The 23,497-nt window shown below is 72.7% G+C and carries 19 protein-coding genes; 12 read left to right on the top strand and 7 right to left on the bottom strand.

The genetic code is table 11. From position 1 onward, the window contains the following. The first annotated feature begins 33 nt into the window (after positions 1-33). From WMF26_RS40655 to WMF26_RS40625, 7 genes are all read left to right on the top strand, one after another. Positions 34-843 carry a ParA family protein gene (locus tag WMF26_RS40655; RefSeq protein WP_020740128.1) on the top strand — a complete coding sequence of 270 codons (810 nt, stop codon included), beginning with the start codon at positions 34-36 and terminating at the stop codon, positions 841-843. Then, positions 818-1,651 (top strand): hypothetical protein, encoded by an 834-nt coding sequence (locus WMF26_RS40650; protein ID WP_437951498.1) that lies wholly within the window; start codon positions 818-820, stop codon positions 1,649-1,651. Before WMF26_RS40655 ends, WMF26_RS40650 begins: the two co-directional genes overlap by 26 nt. Next, positions 1,648-2,565 (top strand): hypothetical protein, encoded by a 918-nt coding sequence (locus WMF26_RS40645; protein ID WP_437951497.1) that lies wholly within the window; start codon positions 1,648-1,650, stop codon positions 2,563-2,565. The genes WMF26_RS40650 and WMF26_RS40645 overlap by 4 nt, the downstream gene beginning before the upstream one ends. Further along, complete coding sequence (locus WMF26_RS40640) at positions 2,562-3,869, top strand: hypothetical protein (protein ID WP_437997116.1); 1,308 nt, start codon at positions 2,562-2,564, stop codon at positions 3,867-3,869. The genes WMF26_RS40645 and WMF26_RS40640 overlap by 4 nt, the downstream gene beginning before the upstream one ends. 64 nt (positions 3,870-3,933) lie before the next feature. After that, positions 3,934-4,524 carry a Uma2 family endonuclease gene (locus WMF26_RS40635; RefSeq protein ID WP_437951495.1) on the top strand — a complete coding sequence of 197 codons (591 nt, stop codon included), beginning with the start codon at positions 3,934-3,936 and terminating at the stop codon, positions 4,522-4,524. Positions 4,525-4,835: 311 nt separating this feature from the next. Next, positions 4,836-5,681 carry a fibro-slime domain-containing protein gene (locus tag WMF26_RS40630; RefSeq protein ID WP_437997115.1) on the top strand — a complete coding sequence of 282 codons (846 nt, stop codon included), beginning with the start codon at positions 4,836-4,838 and terminating at the stop codon, positions 5,679-5,681. Positions 5,682-5,899: 218 nt separating this feature from the next. After that, positions 5,900-7,177 carry an amidohydrolase family protein gene (locus WMF26_RS40625; RefSeq protein WP_437997114.1) on the top strand — a complete coding sequence of 426 codons (1,278 nt, stop codon included), beginning with the start codon at positions 5,900-5,902 and terminating at the stop codon, positions 7,175-7,177. Positions 7,178-7,250: 73 nt separating this feature from the next. On the opposite strand, the gene WMF26_RS40620 is transcribed toward WMF26_RS40625, so the two are convergent. From WMF26_RS40620 to WMF26_RS40605, 4 genes are all read right to left on the bottom strand, one after another. Beyond that, positions 7,251-8,648 (bottom strand): MFS transporter, encoded by a 1,398-nt coding sequence (locus WMF26_RS40620; RefSeq protein WP_437997113.1) that lies wholly within the window; start codon positions 8,646-8,648, stop codon positions 7,251-7,253. Positions 8,649-9,002: 354 nt separating this feature from the next. Next, a complete protein-coding gene (locus tag WMF26_RS40615; protein ID WP_437997112.1) occupies positions 9,003-10,808 on the bottom strand; it encodes a fatty acyl-AMP ligase in 1,806 nt (601 codons plus the stop codon). Next, the gene (locus tag WMF26_RS40610; RefSeq protein ID WP_129579187.1) at positions 10,805-11,074 is read right to left on the bottom strand and encodes an acyl carrier protein; all 270 of its coding nucleotides are present in this window, start codon (positions 11,072-11,074) and stop codon (positions 10,805-10,807) included. Before WMF26_RS40610 ends, WMF26_RS40615 begins: the two co-directional genes overlap by 4 nt. A gap of 153 nt (positions 11,075-11,227) precedes the next feature. After that, positions 11,228-12,214, bottom strand: a complete 987-nt coding sequence (locus WMF26_RS40605; protein ID WP_437997111.1) for a helical backbone metal receptor — start codon at positions 12,212-12,214, stop codon at positions 11,228-11,230. A 237-nt stretch (positions 12,215-12,451) separates the two neighbouring features. Here WMF26_RS40605 and WMF26_RS40600 point away from each other — a divergent pair, with 237 nt between their 5' ends. Then, positions 12,452-13,909, top strand: a complete 1,458-nt coding sequence (locus WMF26_RS40600) for a serine/threonine-protein kinase (RefSeq protein WP_437997110.1) — start codon at positions 12,452-12,454, stop codon at positions 13,907-13,909. Here the strand turns inward: WMF26_RS40600 and WMF26_RS40595 are convergent, their stop codons facing one another. Further along, complete coding sequence (locus WMF26_RS40595) at positions 13,910-14,509, bottom strand: DUF2231 domain-containing protein (RefSeq protein ID WP_437997109.1); 600 nt, start codon at positions 14,507-14,509, stop codon at positions 13,910-13,912. Positions 14,510-14,994: 485 nt separating this feature from the next. Between WMF26_RS40595 and priA the strand changes: the two genes are divergently transcribed. After that, complete coding sequence (priA, locus tag WMF26_RS40590) at positions 14,995-17,499, top strand: replication restart helicase PriA (protein WP_437997108.1); 2,505 nt, start codon at positions 14,995-14,997, stop codon at positions 17,497-17,499. A 71-nt stretch (positions 17,500-17,570) separates the two neighbouring features. On the opposite strand, the gene WMF26_RS40585 is transcribed toward priA, so the two are convergent. Then, positions 17,571-18,146 carry a hypothetical protein gene (locus tag WMF26_RS40585; RefSeq protein WP_061627597.1) on the bottom strand — a complete coding sequence of 192 codons (576 nt, stop codon included), beginning with the start codon at positions 18,144-18,146 and terminating at the stop codon, positions 17,571-17,573. Positions 18,147-18,624: 478 nt separating this feature from the next. Here WMF26_RS40585 and WMF26_RS40580 point away from each other — a divergent pair, with 478 nt between their 5' ends. Then, the gene (locus tag WMF26_RS40580) at positions 18,625-19,074 is read left to right on the top strand and encodes a helix-turn-helix domain-containing protein (RefSeq protein WP_061622109.1); all 450 of its coding nucleotides are present in this window, start codon (positions 18,625-18,627) and stop codon (positions 19,072-19,074) included. A gap of 12 nt (positions 19,075-19,086) precedes the next feature. Here WMF26_RS40580 and WMF26_RS40575 read toward each other — a convergent pair whose 3' ends face one another. Beyond that, positions 19,087-19,947, bottom strand: coding sequence for an RNA polymerase sigma factor (locus tag WMF26_RS40575; RefSeq protein WP_437997107.1), 861 nt, complete (start codon positions 19,945-19,947; stop codon positions 19,087-19,089). Between the two features lie 293 nt (positions 19,948-20,240). Between WMF26_RS40575 and WMF26_RS40570 the strand changes: the two genes are divergently transcribed. Continuing rightward, positions 20,241-21,149 carry a prephenate dehydratase gene (locus WMF26_RS40570; protein ID WP_061622107.1) on the top strand — a complete coding sequence of 303 codons (909 nt, stop codon included), beginning with the start codon at positions 20,241-20,243 and terminating at the stop codon, positions 21,147-21,149. A gap of 241 nt (positions 21,150-21,390) precedes the next feature. Beyond that, the gene (locus WMF26_RS40565) at positions 21,391-23,421 is read left to right on the top strand and encodes a hypothetical protein (RefSeq protein ID WP_437997106.1); all 2,031 of its coding nucleotides are present in this window, start codon (positions 21,391-21,393) and stop codon (positions 23,419-23,421) included. The last annotated feature ends 76 nt before the right edge of the window (positions 23,422-23,497 follow it).

Here is a 23,497-nt window from a genome sequence, read left to right as displayed (position 1 = left end):
TGGGCGCCGGCACTGCGCGCCGTCGGGGAGTCCATGTACGTCATTGCGGTCGCGAGCCAGAAGGGCGGCGTGGGGAAGACCACGATATCCCTCAACCTGGGGCTCGCCCTTGCGCGCGCGGGTCACCGCGCGCTGATCCTCGAGCTCGACGCCCAGGGGAGCCTCGGGCTGTCGCTGGGGCTCGCCGACCGCGCGCGGCCGGGCGTGGCGGAGCTGCTCACGGGCGCCGAGCGCCTCGAGTCGGTGCTGCTCCGGACGCGCGATCCTCAGCTTCAGGTGCTCACGGTCGGCCGGGTCGACCCCACGACGGTCCCGGGCTTCGAGGACGCGCTCGCCCGCGGGCCCGTGCTCCCGAGCGTGCTCGCGAGGATCGCGCCGGACTTCGACCTCGTGGTCGTGGACTGCCCCGCGGGGCTCGGCAAGGTCACGACGCGCGCGCTCGAGGTCGCGACGCACGCGCTCCTGCCGCTCCAGGCCGAGCCGCTCGCGCTCCGGTCGGTCGGCCAGCTGCTCGCGGTGATCGATCGCGTCCGCGCCGAGAAGAACCCGCGGCTCTCGCTGCTCGGCATGGTGCTGTCGATGTTCGATCGGCAGGCGCCCGCGTCGCTTGACGTCGCCGAGGCGCTCTGGACCCGGTTCCCCGACGGGATCATCCTCGATACCGTCATCCCGCGCGACGAGGCGTTCCTCGAGGCGTCCCTGCGCGGGGCGCCGCTCCTGCTCATGCAGAAGCGGCCTCCGCCGCTCGCGCGCGTCTTCGACCAGCTCGCGAACGACGTGCTGGTTCGCCTGGAGCCCACCTCGCCGGACGATGACGATGGCCCGATCTCGCTCCTCCTTTGACCTCGACGGCGCCGTCCTCACCGCGGCGGCGCTCGTCAAGCAGCCGAAGCCGCGGAAGCGGCAGGCGCCGTCGATCGCCCCCGCGGGCGCGCCGCTCGTGTCGTTCGACTCGCGGCCACCGCCGACCGCGCGGGCGGACGTGGAGCCGGTGTCCGCGGCGCCGCTGTCGCCGTCGTTCGAGGAGCTCGCGCCGTCGAGCGACCTCTCGCCGATGTCGAGCGTGGGCGCCGGCGGCGCGCTCGGCCTGCGCAGCGCGCTGCCCCCGTCGGCCGACGACGGCGACGCGCGGCAGGCGCTCGATCTGCCGTCGCCCGCCTCGTCGGCGTCGTTCGTGGCGGCGCGCGAGCCGCTCGCGGATCGGCTTGACCTCGCCGTCGAGGCGCTCGCGGCGGGGCGCGCGGCGCCGCGCTTCCCGGACCTCGCCGCGGCGGGCGGGCCGCTCGCGCGCTGCGAGAAGGTGGTCGAGTGGATCGCCGAGGCGACCGGCGCCACCGACGTCTTCCTCGCGGACGCGGCCGGCCTCCCGTTCGCCGGCGCGATCCGCGACACCGAGGCGCGCCTCGCCGCCTCGGGCCTCATCGCGTCGGCGATCGGCTCGCTCGTGGCGGCGCTGCCGGGCGCGCCGTCGCAGCGGTTCGAGCTGTGCGTCGGCGACGGGCCGTTCTTCCAGCTCATCGGGTTCCAGGCGCGCTCGGCCGCGTACATCGTCGGCCTGATGCGCGCGGTCCCGCTCATGCCGCGCGAGGCGCACGCCGTCCGCATCGCGTGCCGGCACGCGCTCGACGCCGCGGTCGGGGTCGTCGGGTGAGCGAGGAGTACGGCGAGGCCTCGCTCGACCGTGAGATCGCGGCCGTCGCGGGCGCGCTGGACGACGACGATCCGCTCGCGCCGATCGCGCTCGACAGCATCGGCTACGGCGTCGACGGCCTCGACGCGATCGTCGTGTTCCACCTCAGCGACGCGCGCGTCCACGCCCTGTTCGTCCGCGAGGGCGCGGCCCTCTCGCCGGGCGACGTCGCCGCGGGGCTCCGCGACGCGTACCTCGGGAGCCAGCTCGCCGCGCAGCGGCTCGTCCCGGAGCGCGAGGCGTCGGCCCGCTCGAGCCGCGGCCGCGGCGCGCGGTCGTCGAGCAAGCCGCCGGGCTCGCACGGCCGCGGGGAGGAGCTGCCGGACCCGGTGGTCACCCTGGAGCTGAGCGGCCGGACCGTCCTCTTGCGCCGCGTCCGCGCGTGCGTGGTCGCGAGCCTGTTCGACGCCACGATGCCGCTCGGCATGGCGCGGCTCGTGGCGCAGCGGCTGGCCGCGGCGCTCGCGCCCGAGCTGCCGCTCGAGGAGCCGCCCGAGGAGATGCTGAGCGACCCGCCGGGGCTGTTCGAGGAGGCGCTCAGCGCGGACACGGTGGACGATCTCGTGCGGGGCGTCGCGCGCTCCGCGCCGCCGCGGGGCTCGTCGAGCATCCCGGCGCGCCGGACCGGGGGGACGCCGCCGCCGGCGGACCCGCCGTCGGCCGAGGCCGCGCGGATCGAGCGGCTGCTCGCGCTGCTCGAGGCCCGCGCGCCGGAGCCGCACGTCGCGCGGCTGCGGCTCGCCCTGCGCGCCGGGCTGACGCCGCTCGCGCTCGATCACCCTGGCGAGCTGGGGGCGGAGGCGACGGTGCTCATCGAGACGGCGGTGGCGGACATCCTGGGCCTGGAGCGCGCCGCGCTGCGGAGGCTCCTGTGACGGCGCTCCGGCGCGGCCTGCGGGGCCGCATCGACGGGCCGCTCGGCGATCTGCTCGGGCCGATCGCGCCGCACTGCCTGCTCCACGTGGCGGACCAGCTGGTGATCGCGCACTCGCACCACTTCGCGCTCTTCCTGGAGCAGACGATCTTCGACGCGCTCGGCGGCGAGAGCCGCGGCGTGCGCCGGCAGGCGGCGTTCGAGGCGGCGCACGCGCTGCTCGGCCCGCTGTACGCGGCGCGCCACGGCGCCTCGCCGGAGGAGAAGCTCGAGCTCGCGGCCGAGCTGTTCGCGGCGATGGGGCAGGGGCGCCTGCGCTTCGAGCTGAGCGCCGAGGGCGGCGCGGTGCAGGCGGAGGCGCTCTTCCACGGCACGAGCTTCCACGCGAAGTACGGCGGTCGGATCCAGAACCGGCTGGCCGTGGACGCGTTCGCGTCCGGCTACTGTTCGGCGGCGGCGAGCCTCGCGTTCCCGTCGGACTGGGGTCGGCTCGACGCCGACGAGGTCACGTGCGTCGCGCGGGGCGATGCGGCCTGCACCTTCCTGCTGGCGCGGCGCTCGGAGCGGCCGCGCTTCGGCGAGGCGCTGACGCGCAAGGTGGTCGAGTCGGCGCGGGTGAGCTGGGAGCCCGAGAGCGGCCCCGAGGCGCGGGCGCAGCGCACGGGGGACGCGATGCTGGAGGAGCTCGGGGCGCAGCGGTCGGACGAGCGCGGGCTCATCTCGGCGTACGGCGTGAACCTGGCGCTCTTGCCGGTGGGGTACATCGATCAGAAGACGTTCGACACGGTGCACCTCATCGAGCGGCGGTCTCCGGAGCTGGTCCCGGTGTTCGAGGCGCTGGTGCGGGAGGCAGCGCAGACGGGCGCGTTCCATCTGCTCGGGGGGATGCTCGCGTCGGCGTCGTTCGAGGCGATGTGCGGTCCGGTGGGCCGGGATCAGCACGGGCGCCTGGAGCAGCTGCTCGGGCTCTCCCGCGCGCTCGGGTGGGGGGCGCTCTCCGCGCCCGAGTTCCAGCCGGGCCGGGTGCTGGTATTGCGGGCGCCGATCACGCACGAGAGCGCGTATTACGCGATGAAGCACGGGTCCACGGCGCGGCCGCGGCTCCTGTTCCAGCAGGGGACGGCGCTCGCGATCATGCAGCTGCTCCACCGCATGGATTTCGGGACGGAGCGGCCGATCGACGCGGAGACGTACGGGGGGTTGTTCAAGATCGGGACGCGGTTCCGGGTGCAGGAGACGAAGTCGCCGCTGCGGGGGGACGACGCGTGCGAGGTGCGGGTGGAGGCGATCGAGGACCGGTGGTGATGGCGGCTCCTGCGGCTCGCCCGGCGCGCGGCATCGCAGTACGCTATGGGGGAAGAGGTTGATCATGGCCGAGCCCGCGCGGAAGCGGACGTTCACGTTCGCCGAGTACCTCGCCCACGAGCAGGCGAGCGAGGCGAAGCACGAGCATGTGAACGGCGAGATCTTCGCGATGGCCGGGGGCACGCCGGAGCACGGGCTCATGGCGGTCAACGTGGCCAGCGTGCTCCGCGGCCAGCTCGTCGATCGGCGCTGCCGTGTCTACAACTCCGATGTTCGCGTGCGCGTCCAGGCGACAGGGCTCTCGACGTACCCGGACGTCAGCGTGGTGTGCGGTCGGCTGGAGCGCGATCCGGAGGACGAGAACAGCCTCCTGAACCCGGTCATGGTCGTCGAGGTGCTCTCGCCGAACAGCGAGGCATACGACCGCGGTGAGAAATTCGCCCACTACCAGATGATCCCGTCGCTTCGCGAGTACGTGCTCGTCTCGTACCAGCGGCGGCGGGTGGAGGTCCTGCGTCGCAACGACGACGGCACCTGGACGCTCCACGACGTGCGGGAGAGCGGCGTCGCGGAGCTCGCGTCGATCGGGTGCAGGCTCCCGCTCGACGAGGTGTACCGGGGCGTTTTCGATGGGCCGGAGGACGAGGCGGGCTGAACGGAGCCGATGACGTCGCGCCTCGGCGGGCTGGAGCGGTTTTTAGCTGAGACACCGTTCTCCGTCTCTCGTCCCCGTCTTCCGTCTCCGTCTCCGTCTCCGTCTATCGTCTTTGCTCTTCCGTGCGCGTGCGCGCTGATTCCGGCGAATCGCGCACGCGCACGAAGGACGCGCACGAAGACGGAGGACGGGGAGGAGAGACGGGGAGGAGAGACGGAGGACGGTGTCTCAGTCGCAGCCGAGAACCGCTGACGCGCGCGGGCGCGAGTCGACCCGATATGCTATAGACGCCACTGAAGATGCGCCGTTTTGTGTCAGGTCTTCCTCGATCGCCAGCCTTCCTTCTCTCGGCGTTCGCGCTCGCCGCGTGCACCGCGACCCCCGAGATCATCGGGAAAACCATCGACCTCTCCGGGACGGGGGGCGGCTCCTCCGGGACCGGCCTGGGCGGCGACTTCTCGCCGGTCGGCGGCGGCTCCTTCCCGGGCGCGTCCTCCTCGAGCGGCGGGCAAGCCGGCTGCGCGCCGCGGCTCGAAGGGGTGGTGCGCGATTTCAAGGCCTACGACACGCCCGGCGGGCACCCGGACTTCGAGCACTTCGAGGGCACGGGGTTGCCGGGGCTCGTCGAGCCCGTGCTCGGCCCTGACCAGAAGCCGGTGTACGCCCACGCGGGGGCCACGGAGTACACGACCGGGCCCGAGTACTTCGATCAATGGTTCCGGGACGTCCCGAGGGTCAACCGTTCGATACGGTTCGTCGTCCCCCTCGACGTGAGCGATGGCGAGTTTCGTCTCTTCTCCAGCAGGGAGTTCTTCCCCATCGACGGCAAAGGCTGGGGCAATCAGGACAGGGACCACAATTACGGCTTCACGTTCGAGCTCCACATGAATTTCAGGTACAGGGGCGGGGACGACTTCATCTTCGGCGGCGACGACGACATCTGGGTGTTCATCAACAATCAGCTGGTGATGGATCTGGGCGGGGTCCACGGCGCCATGTTCGACACCCTCGATCTCGACGCGATGGCCGAGGATCTCGGCCTCGATCTCGGGAAGGACTACCCGCTCGACATCTTCTTCGCGGAGCGCCGCAGCGGCGGATCGACGTTCATGATCTCGACGCTCAAGTACACGAACTGCGAGCCGATCATCCTGTAGCGGCAGGGCCGCCGCCGGCAGCACGGGAGCACCACGGCGAGATCGATCGCGCCGAGCGGCGGCGCGGGGCTGGGCTCCTCGTCCCTCCATCCACGTGCCCAGCGCGGCGTCGGGTGACGCTGGCCCCCGGCCATGTGGTAGATTGCGCCGCCTGCACGTCCGATCCGCGGAAGCGTTCCGAACGCAGAGCACGTCGACGCGAGGCTGGAAGGAAGCAGATGACGCCGATCCTCTTCAGAAACGTGACGGTCGTGGACGGCACGGGCGAGCCGCCGTATCGCGGTGAGGTCCTGATCGAGGGCAACCGGATCCAGGCGATCTCCCGGACGGCGGGGGCGCTGTCCGCGCCCGGCGCCGAGGTGATCGACGGCGGAGGCGCCGCCCTGATGCCGGGCATGGTCGAGGCCCACGCGCATCCGAGCTTCGCCAACACGTCGGACCTCGCGTCGCTCGGCGATATCCCGCCGGAGGAGCACACGCTGCTCACGATGAAGCACGCGCGCGTGCTCCTGGATCACGGCTTCACGAGCATCCTGAGCGCCGCGTCGGCGAAGCCGCGGCTCGACGTCGTGATCCGCAACGCCATCAACGCCGGGGAGATCCCGGGGCCGCGCATGCTCGCCGCCTCGCCGGAGATGACGGTCACCGGCGGCCTCGGCGACGTCCGGCTCCACCACCTCCACCGCGAGAGCTTCGCGCTCATCGCCGACGGACCCGACGAGTTCCGCCGGGCCGCGCGCCATTTCGTCCGCGAGGGGGTCGATACCCTCAAGATCAACCCCTCGGGCGACGAGTTCGTGCCGAGCGCCAGGGCGATGCACACCGTCATGAACGAGGCCGAGGTGGCCGCCGTCTGCGAGGTGGCGCGCTCGCGCGGCAAGCGCGTCGCCGGCCACGCGCGCAGCGCCGAGAGCGTGAAGATGTGCCTGCGCAACGGCGTCGAGATCCTCTATCACGCGACCCTCTCGGACGCCGAGGCGCTCGACATGCTCGAGGCCGCGAAGGACAGGATCTTCGTCGCGCCGACGCTCGGCATCACCTACACGTCGCTTTACGAGGCGAAGGATTACGGCGTCACGCCTCCCCCGGACGTGGCGCGCGCGCTCGAGGTCGAGCTCTCGCTCGGCTGCGAGAACATGAAGGCGCTGCGCCGGCGCGGGGTCCGCATCCTGCCGGGCGGCGATTACGGCTTCACCTGGAACCCGATCGGCCGGAACGCGCGCGATCTCCAGCACTTCGTCGACCTGCTCGGCTATACGCCGATGGACGCGATCGTCGCGGCGACCCGGCTCGGGGCGCAGCTCATGATGATGGGCGACGAGCTCGGGCAGGTCAGGGAGGGGTTCCTCGCCGATCTGCTGCTCGTCGACGGGGATCCGTCGAAGGACGTGCGAATCCTGCAGGACAGCGGCCGGCTGCTCGCGATCATGAAGGACGGCCAGCTCCACAAGCGACCGCCCGCCGCGCGGGGCGCTTACGCGATCGCGGCGGAGTGACCGCCCGCCGGCGCCGCGCGGCGGTCCGGCTCCCCGGCGGGCGGCGCGGCGCTCGCTCGCGCCGCCGGTGGGCTCAGTGGGCCGCCGCCTGTCGTTGCGGCCTCGCGTTCCACACGCGCGTCGCCAGCGCGAAGCCGACGAGGGCGACCGGGAGCATGGCGACCGGCCATGGCATCCAGTTCCCCGGGTCCTTCGCCGCGTCGCCCGAGGGCAGGATGCTGGCGTAGAGGAACGATTGCGCCGCCGTGCCCAGATAGACGAAGCCGTCGATGATGCCTGTCGCGACGCCGGCGTTCTTCCTTCCGCCGAAATCCATGCTCGCGGTCCCGGAGAGCATGCCGTGGACGCCGATCACGCACAGGGACATGAACACGACGGTCCACCCCGCGATGGGCAGGCTCAGCGTGAAGATGACGATCACCGCGCCGATCACGAGCCCTGCGTACAGCACGGAGGCCACGGGGCCGCGGCGCGACTCGAACACGTGGTCCGAGATGAAGCCGGCGAAGACGCCGCCCAGGATGCCGGCGATGCAGAGGAGCACGCCCCAGTGCGTCGACACGAAGCCCTTGAGGCCGGTCTTGTCGGCGAAGATGAGGTACCACTTCATGACGGCGTTGCGGAGGAAGCCGCTGCAGAACTCGATGGCGACGATGATCCAGATGACCCTTTGCGAGAACATGCGCCGCGCGACCTCGATCGCGCCGAGGCGCTCGCCGGTGTCGCCCGAGGAAGCGTCGGCCGTATCGAAGTCCTGGAAGCCCGCCTGGCCAGGCGTGTCGCGGATGACGAAGAAGTCGAGCACGAGGAAGCCGAGCAGCAGCAGGGCGGGGACGTAGAAGACCCACGGCATCGGCAGGTGTTTGGCGATGAATCGACTCCAGTCGTAGGCGAAATAGAGCCCCAGCGAGATGAGGATACCGAAGACGCCGCCGAGCATCCCGCGCTCGCGGACGTGGAACCAGGGCGCGTTCACCTTGACGATGGATACGGCGCCGAAGCTCTGGAAATACATGTTGCCGGCGAAGAGCGCGGTCATGGCGGTGACGGCCGCGTCGTGGCCGAGCTGTCCATCCTGGGCGAGGCGGACGGCGCCCCCCATGAGCAGGTTCATGAGCGCGGAGCCGCCTGCGGCGAGGAGGATGGTGGCGCGCCCGCCCCATCGGTCGGTGAGCGGCCCGTTCAGCAGGAAGGCGACCCCGTAGACGGTCGAGCCCCAGCCGTCGATGTTCCCGAACTCCTGCTTGCTGACGAGCTGCATCGCGTCGAGCGCCGACGCGTTGGCGGAGAAGTTGTACCGCCCCATGTAGAGGAAGGCGTAGGTGAGCCCGAGCGGAAACCAGTTGAAGAGCCGCCGGCGCTTGAACTCCTCCGAGTGTCCGAGGTCGATCTTCGGCAGCCGCCGCATGACGACCGCGATGGCCGCGAGCAGCAGAAGGATCGGCAGCAGCTGATTGAGCCAAGCAGGCATGGATCGCCCTCCGGCCGCCGACGATAACGGCCCCCCGCACCAGCGGCTACGCCTTCGCGCCCGCCCGCTTCACCGAGAGCCCCCGCACGAACAGCCGTCGCGATCCAGCAAGCCCCCACTCTCCACCAAGCCGCCGCGCAGCGCCTCCCTGCTGGCGGCCTCGAGCCGCCGGAGGGGGCAGGGAGCGCGTGCGGCGCGCGTGGGGACGGGCCGATGTCTGAGCGCGCGCCCTGGGCCTTACCCGCAGGGTAAGGTCCAGGGCGCGCGCGAGTCCGGCGGGGCCCCGCGCGCGCCGCACGCGCTCCCTGCCCCCTCCGGCGGCCCCTGCGGTTCAGATCCCCGCTGCCCCCCGGATCACCCCCCGCGCCCGCGGAAAATCGCGTGCCGGAAGTAGTTGATCTGGCTCTTGGCGAACTCCTTGGCCGCGTCCAGCCGGTCCCCGTCGCGCGACGAGCTCCGGATCAGGAGCTCCCCGTTCTCGTAGAGCTCCCGCGTCTTGCTCCGCTGGAGCTTCCCGCTCGACGTCTTCGGCAGCACGCCTGCCCCGACCGCCACCACGTCGTCGACCGTGAGCCCCATGGCCTGCTGCACCACGCGGCGCACCTCGCCCCTCAGCGATTGCTTCTCCTGCTCGTCCGACGCCGTCGTCTCGAACACGATGACCACCCGCTCGCGGTCGTTGTGCGGCTTCATCGTGCCGAACGCGATCACGTTCCCCTTCCGGACCCCGGCGACGCGGCTCGCCTCCCACTCGAGATCCTGCGGGTAGTAGTTGCGCCCGTTGACGATGATGACCTCCTTCGAGCGCCCGCAGATATAGACCTTGCCCTCCGCGAGGTACCCGAGATCGCCCGTCCGCAGCCAGCCGCCCGCGAACGCCTCCTTCGTCAGGTCCGGCTCGTTGAAGTACCCGGGCATCACGCTCGGCCCCCGCAGCCGCAGCTCCCCGACCTCGCGGTCGCCGAGCGGGCGCGCGCTCTCCGCGTCGTCCGACGCGAACACCGCGATCTCGTGCCCCTCGAACGCCGACCCGCACTGCACGAGCGACGACGCCCCGTCGCTGTCGGCCGGCACGGGCACCGCCTTGCCCTCCTTCCAGAGCGTCTCGCCGTCCACCGCGTCGGTCTGCAGCCCGGTCCCGAGCGCGCTGAACGACACCGCCAGCGTGCTCTCGGCCATGCCGTACGAGCAGACGAACGCCTTCTCGTCGAACCCGACCGGCGCGAACTTCTCGGCGAACGCGCGCAGGTTGTCCGCCCGGATCGGCTCGGCGCCGCAGCCGGCGACCCGCCACGTCGACAGGTCGAGCCCCGCCATCTCCTGCTCCCGGATCCGCTTCACGCAGAGCGCGTAGGCGAAGTTCGGCCCGAACGACACGTTGCCCCGGTGGCGCGTGATCGTCTCCAGCCAGCGCACCGGCCGCTTCAGGAACAGGAGCGGGGGCAGGAACGTCACCGTGTTCACGTGGTAGAGCGGCGCGATCACGAAGCCGATGAGCCCCATGTCGTGGTAGAGCGGCAGCCACGACACGCCGGTGTCCACCGACTCGCGCACCGCCAGGCCGAGCTCCACGATCGCCCGCACGTTCGCGGCCAGGTTCGCGTGCGTGAGCACCACGCCCTTCGGCCGCGACGTCGAGCCGCTCGTGAACTGCAGGAAGCACACGTCGTCGAGCTCGACCTTCACCGGCTTGAGCTCCTCGCGCGAGCCCCGGATGCCCTCCACCGCCACGATCTGCTGGAGCTCCGGCGCCTGCGCCTGGATCGTGCCGAGCATGCGCTTGATCTCGCCGCTCGTGAGCAGGACCTTGGCCCCGCTCTTCGCGACGATGTGCAGCGTGTTCTCGAGGTAGCCGGTCAGCTTGCCGAGGCCCGTCGGCGGGTAGATGGGCACCGGGATGACGCCCGCGCGGATCGCGCCCAGGAAGGCGAAGATGAAGTCGGCGTTGTCCGGCAGGATCAACGCGACGCGATCGCCCTTCTCCAGCCCGAGCGCCTGGAGCGCGCCGCCGATGCGCGCGCTCGCCCGCTCGATGCCGCCGTGCGTGAAGAACGGCTCGTTCTCGCTCGACTCCTCGATGAAGCGATAGCCCGTCTTCGTGCTCGCCGCTGCGTCCTCGATCGCCTGTGCGACCGTCCGCGCTTTCCAAACAGCCGTCATCCCGAGAGCCTTCCTTCGTTCTTGAGCCGGAGCTCGATGGCCTTGACGACGTCGGCGACCGTGTCGACCTCGCGCAACATGTCGTCGGGGATCGAGAGGTCGAACTTATCCTCCATATCCGCGACGATCTCCATCACCCCGAGCGAGTCGAGGCTGAGATCGGCGACGAGATGGCTCGACTCCTCGATCTTCACCTCGCCGGCCGTGTGTCCCTCCAGGAGCTGGATGATCTCTGCCCGCAATGTCTCCCGTGTCCACGTCATCATACGGTCCTACCCCAACTGCGGCGTGGCGAGGAGGGGCTTGCTCGGCCGCGGCGCTGCCCGGCCGCGGCGTCGCCCGGCCGCGGGGACGCACGACCGCGACGTTACTCGGCCGCAGGCGCTCGCGCGCCCCTGAACGGACGATCGCTCCGTGCATCATGGACGGGCGGCGTCGATGATCTCTCGCAGCCGATTGAGCCCCTCGAGCGCCCGCGCGCCATACCACATGAGGTCCTTGCCATCGCATCGGATCACGCGGCCGCGGCGAGCGGCGGGGATGTCGAGGGAACGAAATATTTCTGCGTCGGCGTCGGTGAAGGCGTGCGGCTCGTCGGGCAGCAGCACGATCTCCGGGGCGCGGGCGACGACCTCGTCGAGGGTGACGCGGGGGTAGCGGACGTCGCGGCCCTGGACGCGCTCGGGCGGGAGCGGCGGCGCCTTGCCCAGGTCGGCCGCGAGCGGGTAGCGCCGGGGGCGATCCGCGAAGACGTTCTGGGCGCCGGCGAGGTCGAGCATGTCGGAGATGAAGGTGTCGCCGTGCACGGTCATCAGCGGGTCCATCCAGATCGGGACGAAGGCGCGGAGCGGCGGGCGATCGCGGCGCAGCGCCTCGGCCGCGGCGTGGGCGCGGTAGGCGGCCGCGACCTGCTCGCGCGCGGCGGGCGGCGGCTCCAGCGGGTCCTGGGCGCCGCCGTCCGCCGCGGCCGGCGCGGCCTTCACGCCGTGCCCGAGCAGGCGCGCCAGCCGGGCGAGGTGCGCCACGCCGTCGGCGACCCGCCTCGGGAACGAGACGAGCACGCGCAGGCCCGCCGCGTCGAGGCGCTCGATGTCGCGCTGGTTGTTCTCCTCCTGGTTCGCGACGACGACCTCGGGCTCGAGCGCGACGATGCGATCGACGTCGGCGTCCTTGGTGCCGCCGACGAGCTCGATGCCCTCGACGTCCCCCGCGGGCGCGACGCAGTAACGGGTGCGGCCGACGAGGCGGCCCTGGGCGCCGAGCCGGACGAGCGAGTAGGTGTCGCTCGGCACGAGCGAGACGATGCGCCGCGGGGGCGTGCGCCACTCGTGCCGGCGCCCCCGGTCGTCGACGATGCGGATGAACGATCCGGCAAAGGGCTGTCCCCAGCCTGCGCTGAACGTCATGCGCCGGATGTAGCCCGCCGCCGCGCGCGCTGCACGCGATCGGCGAGGCAGGCTGCGCCGGGGGCACGGGCGAGCGCAATCAGGGCAGGGGAGCTGCGGGGGAGCTGAGCAAAAAAACTATAAGATTCCAATGGTTGGTTCCTTGCGTGGGCTCCCTCCGGGCCTGCGCGGCCGTCCCCGGTGCCCGGGGGCGCCCGCTTAGTTGGCCCGTCCGCGCGAAGTCTGCGAGGAGGGGCCGTGCAGATCGATCGCCTCGATGTGCGTCGCGGAGGCACGCTCCCGTACCCGCCTTCCGGCCTGCCTCCGCTCGCCGGCGGCGCCGGCCGCGAGGAGCGCCCGCTGCGCCGGGCGGCGCCCCGCAGCGGGCGGCCGTTGCCGTGCCGGATCGGCCGCTACACCCTGTTCGACCACATCGGCCAGGGCGGGATGGCCGATCTCTACCTGGCGCGGGTGCGCACCGATCTCGGCGCCGCGCGCCTCGTCGCCATCAAGGAGGTCGCCCCGAAGTTCGCGCACGATCCGCGCTTCGTGGAGATGCTCGCGAGCGAGGCCAGGCTCGCCGCGGGGCTGCGCCACGCGTCCATCGTGCAGGTCGAGGACCTCGGCCGCGAGGACGGCGCGCTGTACATCGCGATGGAGTACGTCGAGGGGTTCGACCTGCGCGAGCTGCTCCGCCGCTGCGCGCGCCAGAAGGTGAAGCTCCCGGTGGCGTTCTCGCTCCTGATCGTCGCCGAGGCGCTGCAGGCGCTCGCCTACGCGCACCGGAAGGGCGTCGTGCACCGCGACGTCTCGCCGTCGAACGTGCTCCTGAGCTTCGAGGGCGAGATCAAGCTCTGCGACTTCGGCATCGCCCGCGCGCACGAGCGCTGCGGCGGGACGCTGGACGAGGCGCTGCAGGGCAAGGCCGGCTACATGAGCCCGGAGCAGGCCCGCGGCGAGGCGCTCGACGCGCGCTCCGACCTCTTCGCGGCGGGCATCCTGCTGTGGGAGCTGCTCGCCGGCCGGCGGATGTACAGCGCGGGCCCCGGGGCGGCCCTCTCCAAGGACGAGGCGCGCGTCGAGCTGCTCGAGCTCGCGCGGCGCGCGGAGATCCCGCCGCTCGCGGAGCGCGGGCTCCCCGACGAGGCGGCGCTCCACGCGATCGTGGCGCGGGCGCTCGCCGAGTCGCCCGAGGATCGCTACCCGAGCGCGGCGGCGATGCTGCGGGACATCGCCGCTTACGCGGCGGCGGCCGAGCTGACGGCGAGCCCGCTGCGCTTCGGGGCGTGGCTGCGCGACAACTTCGGCATGGAGATGGTCGCGGCCCGCCGGGCGCGCGAGCGCGCGGTGCGCGCGCTGGAGCTCGGTCCGCCCGCGGTGCTCGAGCCGGTCGCGACGGCGGCCGCCACGCCGCGCGCGATGGACGCCGGCGCGGCGCTCGCGCGGGAGGCGGCGGCGCCCGCGGCGAGGCACGAGGCGGCGGCGAAGGAGGCGGTAGCGCCCGCGGCGCGCGAAGCCGCCGCGCAGCTCGCCAGGGCGGCGGACGCGCAGGGCGCGGCGCCCGCCGCGGTCGAGCCGCCGTCGCCCTGGGTCAAGCCGCGGCGCCCGCTCGCTCCCCCGGAGCGGCAGGGGCTCGCGCCGCTGCTCCTGCACGGCGCGCTGCTGTTCGCGCTCGCCGCGCTCTGCATCGCGGCCTGCTACCTCGCGGCGCGATAGTCAACCCACGTCGGCGATCGGCGCCTCGGGCACGGGCACCTGCGCCTCCGGCTTCCGCTCGCACGCGTCGTGGCTGACGCCGACGCCGTAGCGGTAGATCAGCTCGCCTCCCAGCCAGCCGCTCGCGCCCGCGAGGCCGAACCCCGCGGTCGACAGCGCGATCCCGAGCGGCCGCAGCCCGATCGCGCGCGAGGCGAGCGAGGCGCCGTACACGCCCGCGATCGCCAGGTTCATGGCGCCGTGGACGAACCCGATCCGCTTCGCCGAGCCGAGCGTGGTGCTCCAGTCGGCGAGCCCCGCCAGGGCGGCCACGAGCGCCCCGCCGAGGCCGATGGCCGTGCTCGCGTCCGCCCCCCGGTGGAGCCGCCGCCCGCGGCGGCCGATGCCCGCGAAGTCGAGCACGAGCCCGCAGGACCACGCGCCGATGGGGATGGTCACCAGCACCGGATGCAGCGGGTGCCCGAGGAACTTGCCGTGGAGCACCTTCGCGACCACGGGCGCTCGCCTCAGCACGGACCGGATGCCGTGCTGAAGCGGGTCGGCGATCCGGTCGATCCAGTCCTGCCACTCGATTCCCCCCAAGACCGCGGTTCCGATCATGTTCCCTCCTCGCAGGCGCCTCATCGCGCACATTTCCAGCGCATGGCGCCCGCCCGCCGGCCCTCCAGCGGTGAGCCCCTGACCCGGCTCCCGAGCAATCGGCGGACCCCACGGGAGCGGCTCGGGCGTTCCCACCCCCTCACGCGGTGCGTGCCGGTGCGACGCGCGGACACGCCGGCGGAATTCGCTTCTGCAATGGTGAATTGCTGAAATTTCAGATTCGAAATCCAGGAACGCCTCATCTGGAACGAAATACGTTCGGATCGCGAACAGCAGAGATGGCACGGACGGTGCTCTCTGTCCGGCCAGCGCTGCCGGCGCGGCCTTCCCCCCCCCGAGGCCCCGGCGGCGCTTTTTTTTGCCCGCTTTTCGGGACCGCGGGACTGGACGGGCGCACCGTGCGCGCCCGTCTCGTGCATTCCTCGTCCTGAGCGGCGTTCTCTGGTATCTCGCCCGTGCCGCGCCGAGCGCGGCCTCCCGGAGCGATGCCCCTCCTCGCCGACGTCGCGGTGCCCGTCCCGCTTTCGCAGGCCTTCACCTACGAGGTGCCGGCCGCGCTCGCCGGCGAGGTGCGGCCGGGGGCGCGCGTGCTCTGCGAGTTCCACCGGCGCAAGCTGCTCGGCGTCGTGCTCGCCGTCAGCGAGCGCAGCGCGGCCATCGACCCGTCCAAGATCAAGCCGCTCGCGGCCCTCATCGACGCGCGCCCGGCGCTGCCGGCGGAGCTGCTCTCGTTCCTGCAGGAGCTCGCCGCGTACTACTTCGCGCCGATCGGGGAGGTGCTCCGCCTCGCGCTGCCGGCGATCGAGCGCGAGCAGGTGCGGGCGCTCAAGGCGCAGGGCGAGCTCGACGGCATGCTCGATCTCGGCCGGGCCAAGCAGGTGGGCGGCCGCAAGGTGGCGTACGCCAGCGCGACGGACGTGGTCGAGGAGCCGGGCACGCTCCGCGGGCAGGCGGCCGCGGTGCTCGCGCTGCTCCGGGCGAACGGCGAGCAGCCGGTCGCGCGGCTCGAGGAGCGCTACGGCAACGCGCGCAGCGCCCTGAAGAAGCTCGCCGAGCGGGGCCTCGTCGCCCTCGACGAACGCGAGCCGCCGCGCGATCCGTTCTTCCGCCTGCCCGAGGAGCGCGACGTGCCCCCCGAGCTGAACCCGGCGCAGGCCGAGGCCGCGGCGCGGATCGACGCGGCGCTCGCGGCGCTGTCCGCGCCCGGAAGCGCGGCGCCGTCCGTGCCCGGAAGCGCGGCGCCGTCCGTGCCCGGAAGCGCGGCGCCGTCCGCGCCCGCAGACGCGGAGGCGCGCGGGGCCGCCCCACGCGAGGCGCGGCCCGCCGGGCCGAGCGCGTTCCTCCTCTTCGGCGTGACCGGCTCCGGCAAGACCGAGGTGTACCTGCGCGCCATCAAGAGCTGCCTCGACCGCGGCCGCGGCGCGCTCGTGATGGTGCCGGAGATCGCCCTCACCCCGCAGCTCGTCGCCCGCTTCCGCGCCCGCTTCGGCGACGAGCTCGCCGTGCTGCACAGCGGGCTGAGCGACGCCGACCGCCACGCGATGTGGGCGAGCCTCCACGGCGGCAAGGTGCGCGTCGCCATCGGGGCGCGCTCCGCCCTGTTCGCGCCCGTGCCGGATCTCGGGCTCATCCTCGTCGACGAGGAGCACGACGGCTCGTTCAAGCAGGAGGAGGGCGTGCGCTACCACGCGCGCGACATGGCGCTGCTCCGCGCCCACCGCGCCGGGGCGGTGTGCGTGCTCGGCTCCGCGACGCCCTCCATCGAGTCGGTCGCGCTGGTGCGCCGCGGCAAGCTCGCCGAGCTGCGCCTGCCGGACCGCGCGCACCGCGAGGCCAGCCTCCCGGAGGTCGCCCTGGTCGACCTCCGCCGCTTCGGCGCCGGCCCCTCGGGCGACCCGCTGATCTCGCTGCCGCTGCACCGCGCGCTCGAGCGGACGCTCGCGGCGAAGGAGCAGGCGATCCTGTTCCTGAACCGGCGCGGCTTCGCGCCGAGCGTCGTCTGCGGCTCGTGCGGGAACCTGACGACGTGCTCGGCGTGCTCGGTCGCGCTGACCTACCACCGCGGGCGGCGCCGCGACCCGCGCCCGCAGGCGCCGGCGGGCGCGCCTGCGCCGGGCGCGCCCGCGCCGGGGCCGGCGGCGCCGCTCGACGAGCGGCCGCAGGGCGGGCTCCTGCGCTGCCATTACTGCGACTACGCGGGGCCGCTGCCGGAGCGCTGCGCGTCGTGCGGCTCGCGGACCCTGCTGCTCGAGGGCCTCGGCACCGAGCGGCTCGAGGCCACGATCGCCGCCTCGTTCCCGGAGGCGCGCGTGGCCCGCCTCGACCGCGACGTCGCGGGCAAGGACCGCTCGCAGGCGATCCTCGCGAGGATGCGCGAGGGCAAGATCGACATCCTGGTCGGCACGCAGATGGTCACGAAGGGCCACGATCTGCCCAACGTGACCCTGGTCGGCGTGGTGAACGCCGACGCCGCGCTGGGGCTGCCGGATTTCCGGGCGGCCGAGCGCGGCTTCCAGCTGCTCGTGCAGGTGGCCGGGCGCGCGGGGCGGCGCGACCGCCCGGGCCGGGTGCTCATCCAGACGCGCAACCCCGAGCACCCGGCGATCGCGTTCGCCGCGGCGCACGACGTGCCGGGCTTCCTCGAGCGGGAGATCCGCGACCGCGAGGAGGTGGGCTACCCGCCGGCCACGCGCCTCGCGCTGATCCGGATCGACGCGGTCGACGAGGGCGTGGGCCGCGGCGCCGCGGCGAAGCTCGCGGCCCACGCGCGCACGTGTCCGGACGGGCTCGCGCGGCGCGTCGAGGTGCTCGGGCCGTCGGCGGCGCCGATCGCGCGGCTGCGCGGGCGGTACCGGTTCCGGGTGCTCCTCCGGGCGCGCGAGCGCGGGCCGCTCCGGGGGACGCTCGCGGCGCTCACCGGGCTGATGCGCGACGGGATCGACCGGAACGCGCGGGTGATCATCGACGTGGATCCGGTCGCGATGCTGTGACCGGCGCGGCGCGCGCGGCCCCGCGCGGCGCGGCGCCGCCAGGCGACCGCCATCGCCGCGCCCGCCGCGCGCTACCCCGGCGCGGCGAGCGCGGCGAGCTCGCCGCGGGACGCGCTCGAGAGCCGCTCGAACTCCGCGCCCAGCCAGTCGAGGAACGCCGCGTCCCACGACGGCCCTTCCGGCCGGGAGGCGATCGCCTCGGCGAGCTCGCGATCCCAGCGGCCGTACACCTCGCGGAGGAGCGCGTGCGCCCGGCGGCTCGCGGCCGAGGCCGGGTCGGCCTGGCCGTCGACGCGCTCGGCGAAGGCGTCCTCGCAGAGGAAGTAATTGCAGGTCGCCGCCCGCCGATCGGCGGGGATCGTGCAGCCGCGCGCGCCGTGATAGACGCACTTCGAGCGCCGCGGGGCCGCGGGGCCCTCCCGCTTGCGCACGCGCCGGAGCGCGAGCCCGCGGCTCGCGGGGAGCAGGTTGCCGGCGGCGATCTGCTCGAGCAGCCAGCCGCGGCCGGAGAGGGAGACGATGCGCCCGATGTCCGTCCAGTCGAGCTCGGGCGGGCTGACGCAGCACCCCGCGGGGCCTTGCGGGCACTGGCCGCACAGCGTCGAGTGCAGCCGGGTGTGCTCTCCTGAAAGCTCCAGACGGATCATCGATGCCCTCGCCGTCCCCCGAGGGGCCGAGACGGGCGCTCGGGATAGCGCACCTCGGGGACCACGGCTCGCCAGGAATGACAGAAGCGCCCCGCGGTCGCAACGGGCGCTGGCCGAGCGGAGACCCGGCGCGGCGCACGTGAGCTTGGCGCCGGACCCGCGCGGCGGCCCGGCGCGGACCCGCGCGGCGGCCCGGCGCGGAACCGCGGCGGCCCGGCGCGAATCCGCTCGAGCCGAGCGCGAGCCCGGCGCCAAGCTCACGTGCGCCGCGCGCTCGTCGACGTCGACATGGTGTTCGAAAAGAGCGAGAACGCGCACTCCCGGGCGCTCGTGGAGGAGCTGAATCAGTTATAGTAAGTAACGGGGCATCGACGCGCGGTCGCGGAGGGCGAGACGCGAAGGGCGAGAGGCGGAGGGTGAGAGAAAGATGCGATCGTCCTTTTCTGGCCGCGGCGGGAGTTGATAGGCTGCGCCGGCCATGGGCGATGCGCTTCCCAAAGAGGTCGGTCGGGCCATTCGCGTGCTCCGGCTGCTGCACGGCCTCAGCTACGCCGAATTCGCCGAGAAGGCGCGCCTCTCTGCGACGTACCTGCGGCAGGTGGAGCGCGGAGAGCGCGATCTCGGGCTCGGCGCGCTGGCGCTCATCGCACAGGGGCTCAACTGCGATGCTCGTCTCCTCCTGCCCGGCGACGGGCGGAGCCCGGTCTCCGCCGTGGTCGCCGATCGCTTCGACCGCGCGCCCGAGGCGCTCCAGGAGGCGCTCCTTTTTCTGCTGATCGAGCCGGACGACTCGCCGAAGAAGCAGGCCATCCTCGCCCTCATCAACGATGATCCGGAGCGCGGCCGTCCGCGCTCCCGGCCGCGGCCCGAGGAGCGCGGCTCGCGCGGCTCCTCCCCCCCGTCGTCGAGCCGGAAGCCCGGGCGATGAGCCCCCGCGCGGTCACGGCCGCGCGGACGAGATGAGGACGAGCATCGGCGGCGAGCGGGGCGCCAGCAGGCCGCTGCTCTGAAGGTCTATCCCGTCCATCGCCGCGAGCCGCTGCGCGGCCAGGAGCTGAAACGCCGCGAGCGCGCGCGTACGCCGCTTGTACGCCGTCGAGAGGGGGATTCCCGACTGGCTCGCGAAATCCGCCATCGGGACACCCTCGATGTCGTGGGCCACGAGGACCGCGCCGAGCTCGGCGTCGAGCTCCCGGAGGATCGAGAGCGCAAACAGACGATCGCACTCCGAGATGATCTGCTCCTCGGCTGACGGCTCCTCGAGCTCCGCGTCGAAGTCGTCCGGCAACGGCTCCTCCACGCGGCGCCGCGCGCGCTCCGCGTAGTGGGACGCGGTGTGGACCGCGATCCGGTTGAGCCAGCGGTCGGGCGGGCCGCGCGCGGGGTCGTAGTTCGCGAAGCTCTCGTGCGCCGCGAGCATCACGTTCTGGGCGACGTCCCGGCGATCTCGGCGCGGCACCCCCAGGAGACGCAGCCAGCGCCGTACGAGCACGATCGTTTTCTTGTTGAAGAGCCGCCAGTAAGCCCCTTCCCTGTCGTTCGGCGGCATTCCACCGTCGCTCCCATGCCCTGTGCCCGGCATTGCGTAACGATCGTTATCACAAGAAACCAAACTTGCAAAACGCGACCGAAGCGATCCCAGGCAGATTTTCGCTCTTTCGGGTGCTTTGGGGTGGGATAATGTGGGTGCAGGTGGGCGCTGCGTCGGGGGATCGCTCTCCTGCATGTTACGCAGATACAGGCTGAATCGTTCGGAAAAGCGTCGCTCGACGATGGTTCCCGGGATGTAACGATCGTTCATCGTCCGGCTCCGGCGGCGGGAACCGTGCGTCGCGCCCGTCGCGCCGGCCGCGCTCGTTCAGCGGGCCGGCGCCGCGCGCTCCCGGTGGGCCCAGGGCGGACGCGGCCGGGCGCGCGCCTTCGGAGCCGGCCGAGGGCCGCTTTCCTCGCTGGACGCCACGGCACCGCGCCGGTAACAGGCGGGCTCGATGCACACGCTCCACCGAAGGATGCCGGCCCCGCGGCGGGCGGTCGCGCCCCGCCGGGGGCATGTCGCGATCGCGCGCGCGGGCTCTGGCGAGGCGCCCATCCCCCATGTCGGCTGACGCGGAGGGGGCGGCGCGCCGCGGCGAGGCGGCTGCGGCAGGCGACGCGGGGGAGGCCCCCGCGCCGCGCCCGCGGGTCGCCTACTTCGGGCGGCCGGGGACGTTCAGCCACGAGGTGGCGTCGCGGCGCTTCGGCGCGAGCGCGGACCTCACGCCCCGGCGCACCATCTCGGAGGTGTTCGACGCCGTGGCCGGCGGCGCGGCGGCGTACGGCATCGTGCCGATCGAGAACGCGGTGGGCGGCCCGATCTACGACACCGTAGATCAGCTGATCCGCCGCGAGGGCACGGGCGCGGCGCTCGTCGTGTGCGAGGAGCTCTCGCTGCACGTCACGCTGTCGCTCCTCGGCAGGCCGGGCGCGGCGCCGAAGCGCATCTATTCGCACTTCGTCCCGCTCAAGCACTGCGGCGACTGGCTGCGCGCGAACTACCCCGACGCGCAGATCCTCGAGGCGGAGAGCACCGCCGAGGCGGTCGAGCGCGCGGCGCAGGACGGCGAGGCCTGGGCGATCGGCAACAAGGGCGCGGCGGCGATCTACGGGCTCGAGATCCTCGTGCCGAAGCTCGGCGTGAAGGGCGAGAACATCACGCGCTTCTTCATCGTCGGCAGGGCCGCCGAGCCGCCGCCCTCGGGCGGGCGGACGCTGCTCCTCTTCGGGCTCGACCACCGCCCCGGCGCGCTGGTGGCGGCGCTGTCCGCGCTCGGGAGACACCATATCAACCTCACGCGCATCGTCTCGCGCGCGCTGCCGGACAGCCCCGAGGAGTACCTCTTCCTCGTCGAGTGCGAGGGCAGCACGGAGGAGCCCGCGTTCAGGGACGCCCTCGCGCAGCTCGAGCAGCACGCGACGGGCGTGCGCTCGCTCGGCTCGTTCCGCGTCAGCCAGAAGTACGAATAGCCGAGTAGGCGCCCCCACCGGCGGGCGGAACAACGCCGCTCGGAAGCTGGAAATATCCTCGCGCAGGGTGGCCTGCGTGACTCCTCTGCTCTTTTCGATAGCCAGTCGCGCCTCGCCTGGGACTAGAACGCTCGCCGCGAGCGATCTTGCGTTCATCGACAGGCGAGGTGACATGAATCTACGTTGGCAATGGCTCTTCGTGGTTGTGCCGGCGCTCATGGGTTCTCTGGAAGCGTGTGACATGGGCCCATGGAGGCTGGCGCCGCCGGGCGACGGCGACGGCGACCTGCGCGGCGGGATGGAGCCGAAGCGGAACCCCGCCGGCGCGCGCTGCGGCTGTGATGCGGATTGCGACGGCGACGCGGCCGTCTGCATGCTGGGCATCTGCATGCAGCGCGCGGAGGGGCGGTGCGCGGCGCCGAACGGCGAGGAGGGCTGCGCGCCCGGCTCGCGCTGCTTCAACACCGACATCCTGGCGGACACGGGGGTGTGTTATCCCGTCTACGATCTCGAGACCTGCGAGGGCGTGGAGAACCGTCACGGCCTCTGCTCGCCTCGGCGCGGCGACGGGTGCAACGCGGCCTGCGGCGCGGCGTGCGCGGAGGACACGGTGGGCCCCGGGCGCGTCGGCGCGGCCTGCGACGCGGACGAGGCGTGCTCGCTGCCCGGCGCGACCTGCTACCGCGACGCGGACCCGGCGGAGCCGAACGGCTGGGTCGAGGGATACTGCCTCGCGTTCGACTGCGAGAGCGACGACCAGTGCGGGCCGGAGGCGGGCTGCTTCCCTGCGGCCGAGGGCGGCGCGCCGGTGTGCATGAACACCTGCGGCAGCGATCTCGACTGCCGGCCTGGTTACGTGTGCCACGTCCTCGACGAGGCGCACGGATCCGCGTGCTTCGCCGGTTGCGACGCCGCCGCCACCTGCCCGGACGGCGCGACCTGCCTCGGAGAGCTCTGCGTGTCGGACGAGGTCGCGTGCTCGCCGGACGTCCCGTCCGGCTGGTGCCCGGAAGGCAGCCACTGCGACGACGGCGCGTGCCGCAAGGACGCCTTCGCCTGCGAGTCGGAGGGCGACGCGCTGGAGCCCAACGACGACGCGGGAGCGGCGGTGAGCGCGCCCGTGGGAGTCACGAAGGAGCTCACCCTGTGCGAGGGGGACGAGGACTGGTTCAGGATCGTGGTGCCGGAGCGGACCATCGTCCGCGTGGGCATCCGGTTCCGCCACGCCGCGGGGGACATCGATCTCGTGGCGTATGACGGCGCGGGCCGCCTGCTCGGCTCGCGCTACGGCGAGCAGTACCCGTACTCGTACCGCGATCAGGAGACGAACACCGAGTTCTACGGGTTCTACTCCGAGCGAGGCGGCGCCGAGTACCTCGTCCGCGTCGTCGGCTACGACGGCGGGCAGAACGCCTATGATCTCGACGTGACCTCGTATCCTTATGTCGACGGCCCGAGCTGCGTGGGCGCCGGCTTCTCGTTCGGCGAGTGCGCCGGCTTCGGCGACGGCGGCGGCGGGCTCTTGCCGTTCCCGTTCCCGGATCCCGACGACTCGGTCGTCGGCGGCGGTTACGTCTGGGAGACCTTCAGCAACTACCGCTTCGCGCGGCGCGAGCTCATCATGCTCGTCCGCGACGCGCTGGCCGAGACGCTGCGGGCGTTCCCTGGCACGGCGCCGCTCTCGCTGATCGACGTCTGCCAGATGAACGGCGTCACGCCCGGATACGACGTCGACGACCCGCGCCACCCCGAGTCGACGCACGATCAGGGGGGCAACATCGACATCGCCTATTTCCAGACGGACGGGTCGAACGACGGGCAGATCATCTGCGGGGACGGGTCGAAGCACGAGGACGGGTACTGCTCGTCGGCGGCGAAGCGGAAGCACATCGTCGATCTCGAGCGGGAGGCGTTCTTCATGGCCAGGCTGTTCCGCTCGGCGCGCACGCGCGTCATCGGGGTGGACAAGATCATCGCGCCGTTCCTCTCGAAGACCGCCGAGAAGCTGAACGCCCTCCCGAACAGCGATCCGAGGAAGATCACCAACGGCGAGCTCGCGAGCTTCTCGGACCGGATGGCGTACGGCGAGGGGTGGCCGTATCACCATCATCACATCCACCTCAGCATGGACTGGTGGCCGAGGCGGGCCGCGGGCGACGGTGCTCAGGCGGGCGCGTCGTTCGCGGCGCCCCCTGCCATCCACCGTTCGCCCGGGCTCGCGGGCGAGCAGCGGATGGCGTGGCCTCCGCGCCCCGGCGCGGTGAAGCGGTGAGCCGCTAGACGAGAAGAACAACCACAGAGGCGCAGAGGGCACAGAGGAGAGAGGAAATATCTAATCTTCTCTTCCT

Source organism: Sorangium sp. So ce185, from assembly GCF_051526825.1.
Taxonomy (GTDB): domain Bacteria; phylum Myxococcota_A; class Polyangia; order Polyangiales; family Polyangiaceae; genus Sorangium; species Sorangium cellulosum_D.
This window is presented reverse-complemented; position numbering and strand designations above follow the sequence as displayed.

Coding starts and splice junctions, on each gene's coding strand:
- WMF26_RS40635 (WP_437951495.1), top strand. CDS start 3,934: ATGGCCGAGCCCGCGCGGAAGCGGACGTTCACGTTCGCCGAGTACCTC.
- WMF26_RS40650 (WP_437951498.1), top strand. CDS start 818: ATGGCCCGATCTCGCTCCTCCTTTGACCTCGACGGCGCCGTCCTCACC.
- priA (WP_437997108.1), top strand. CDS start 14,995: ATGCCCCTCCTCGCCGACGTCGCGGTGCCCGTCCCGCTTTCGCAGGCC.
- WMF26_RS40605 (WP_437997111.1), bottom strand. CDS start 12,214: ATGACGTTCAGCGCAGGCTGGGGACAGCCCTTTGCCGGATCGTTCATC.
- WMF26_RS40565 (WP_437997106.1), top strand. CDS start 21,391: ATGGGCCCATGGAGGCTGGCGCCGCCGGGCGACGGCGACGGCGACCTG.
- WMF26_RS40620 (WP_437997113.1), bottom strand. CDS start 8,648: ATGCCTGCTTGGCTCAATCAGCTGCTGCCGATCCTTCTGCTGCTCGCG.
- WMF26_RS40615 (WP_437997112.1), bottom strand. CDS start 10,808: ATGACGGCTGTTTGGAAAGCGCGGACGGTCGCACAGGCGATCGAGGAC.
- WMF26_RS40595 (WP_437997109.1), bottom strand. CDS start 14,509: ATGATCGGAACCGCGGTCTTGGGGGGAATCGAGTGGCAGGACTGGATC.
- WMF26_RS40625 (WP_437997114.1), top strand. CDS start 5,900: ATGACGCCGATCCTCTTCAGAAACGTGACGGTCGTGGACGGCACGGGC.
- WMF26_RS40575 (WP_437997107.1), bottom strand. CDS start 19,947: ATGAACGATCGTTACATCCCGGGAACCATCGTCGAGCGACGCTTTTCC.
- WMF26_RS40585 (WP_061627597.1), bottom strand. CDS start 18,146: ATGATCCGTCTGGAGCTTTCAGGAGAGCACACCCGGCTGCACTCGACG.
- WMF26_RS40570 (WP_061622107.1), top strand. CDS start 20,241: ATGTCGGCTGACGCGGAGGGGGCGGCGCGCCGCGGCGAGGCGGCTGCG.
- WMF26_RS40655 (WP_020740128.1), top strand. CDS start 34: ATGTACGTCATTGCGGTCGCGAGCCAGAAGGGCGGCGTGGGGAAGACC.
- WMF26_RS40610 (WP_129579187.1), bottom strand. CDS start 11,074: ATGATGACGTGGACACGGGAGACATTGCGGGCAGAGATCATCCAGCTC.
- WMF26_RS40580 (WP_061622109.1), top strand. CDS start 18,625: ATGGGCGATGCGCTTCCCAAAGAGGTCGGTCGGGCCATTCGCGTGCTC.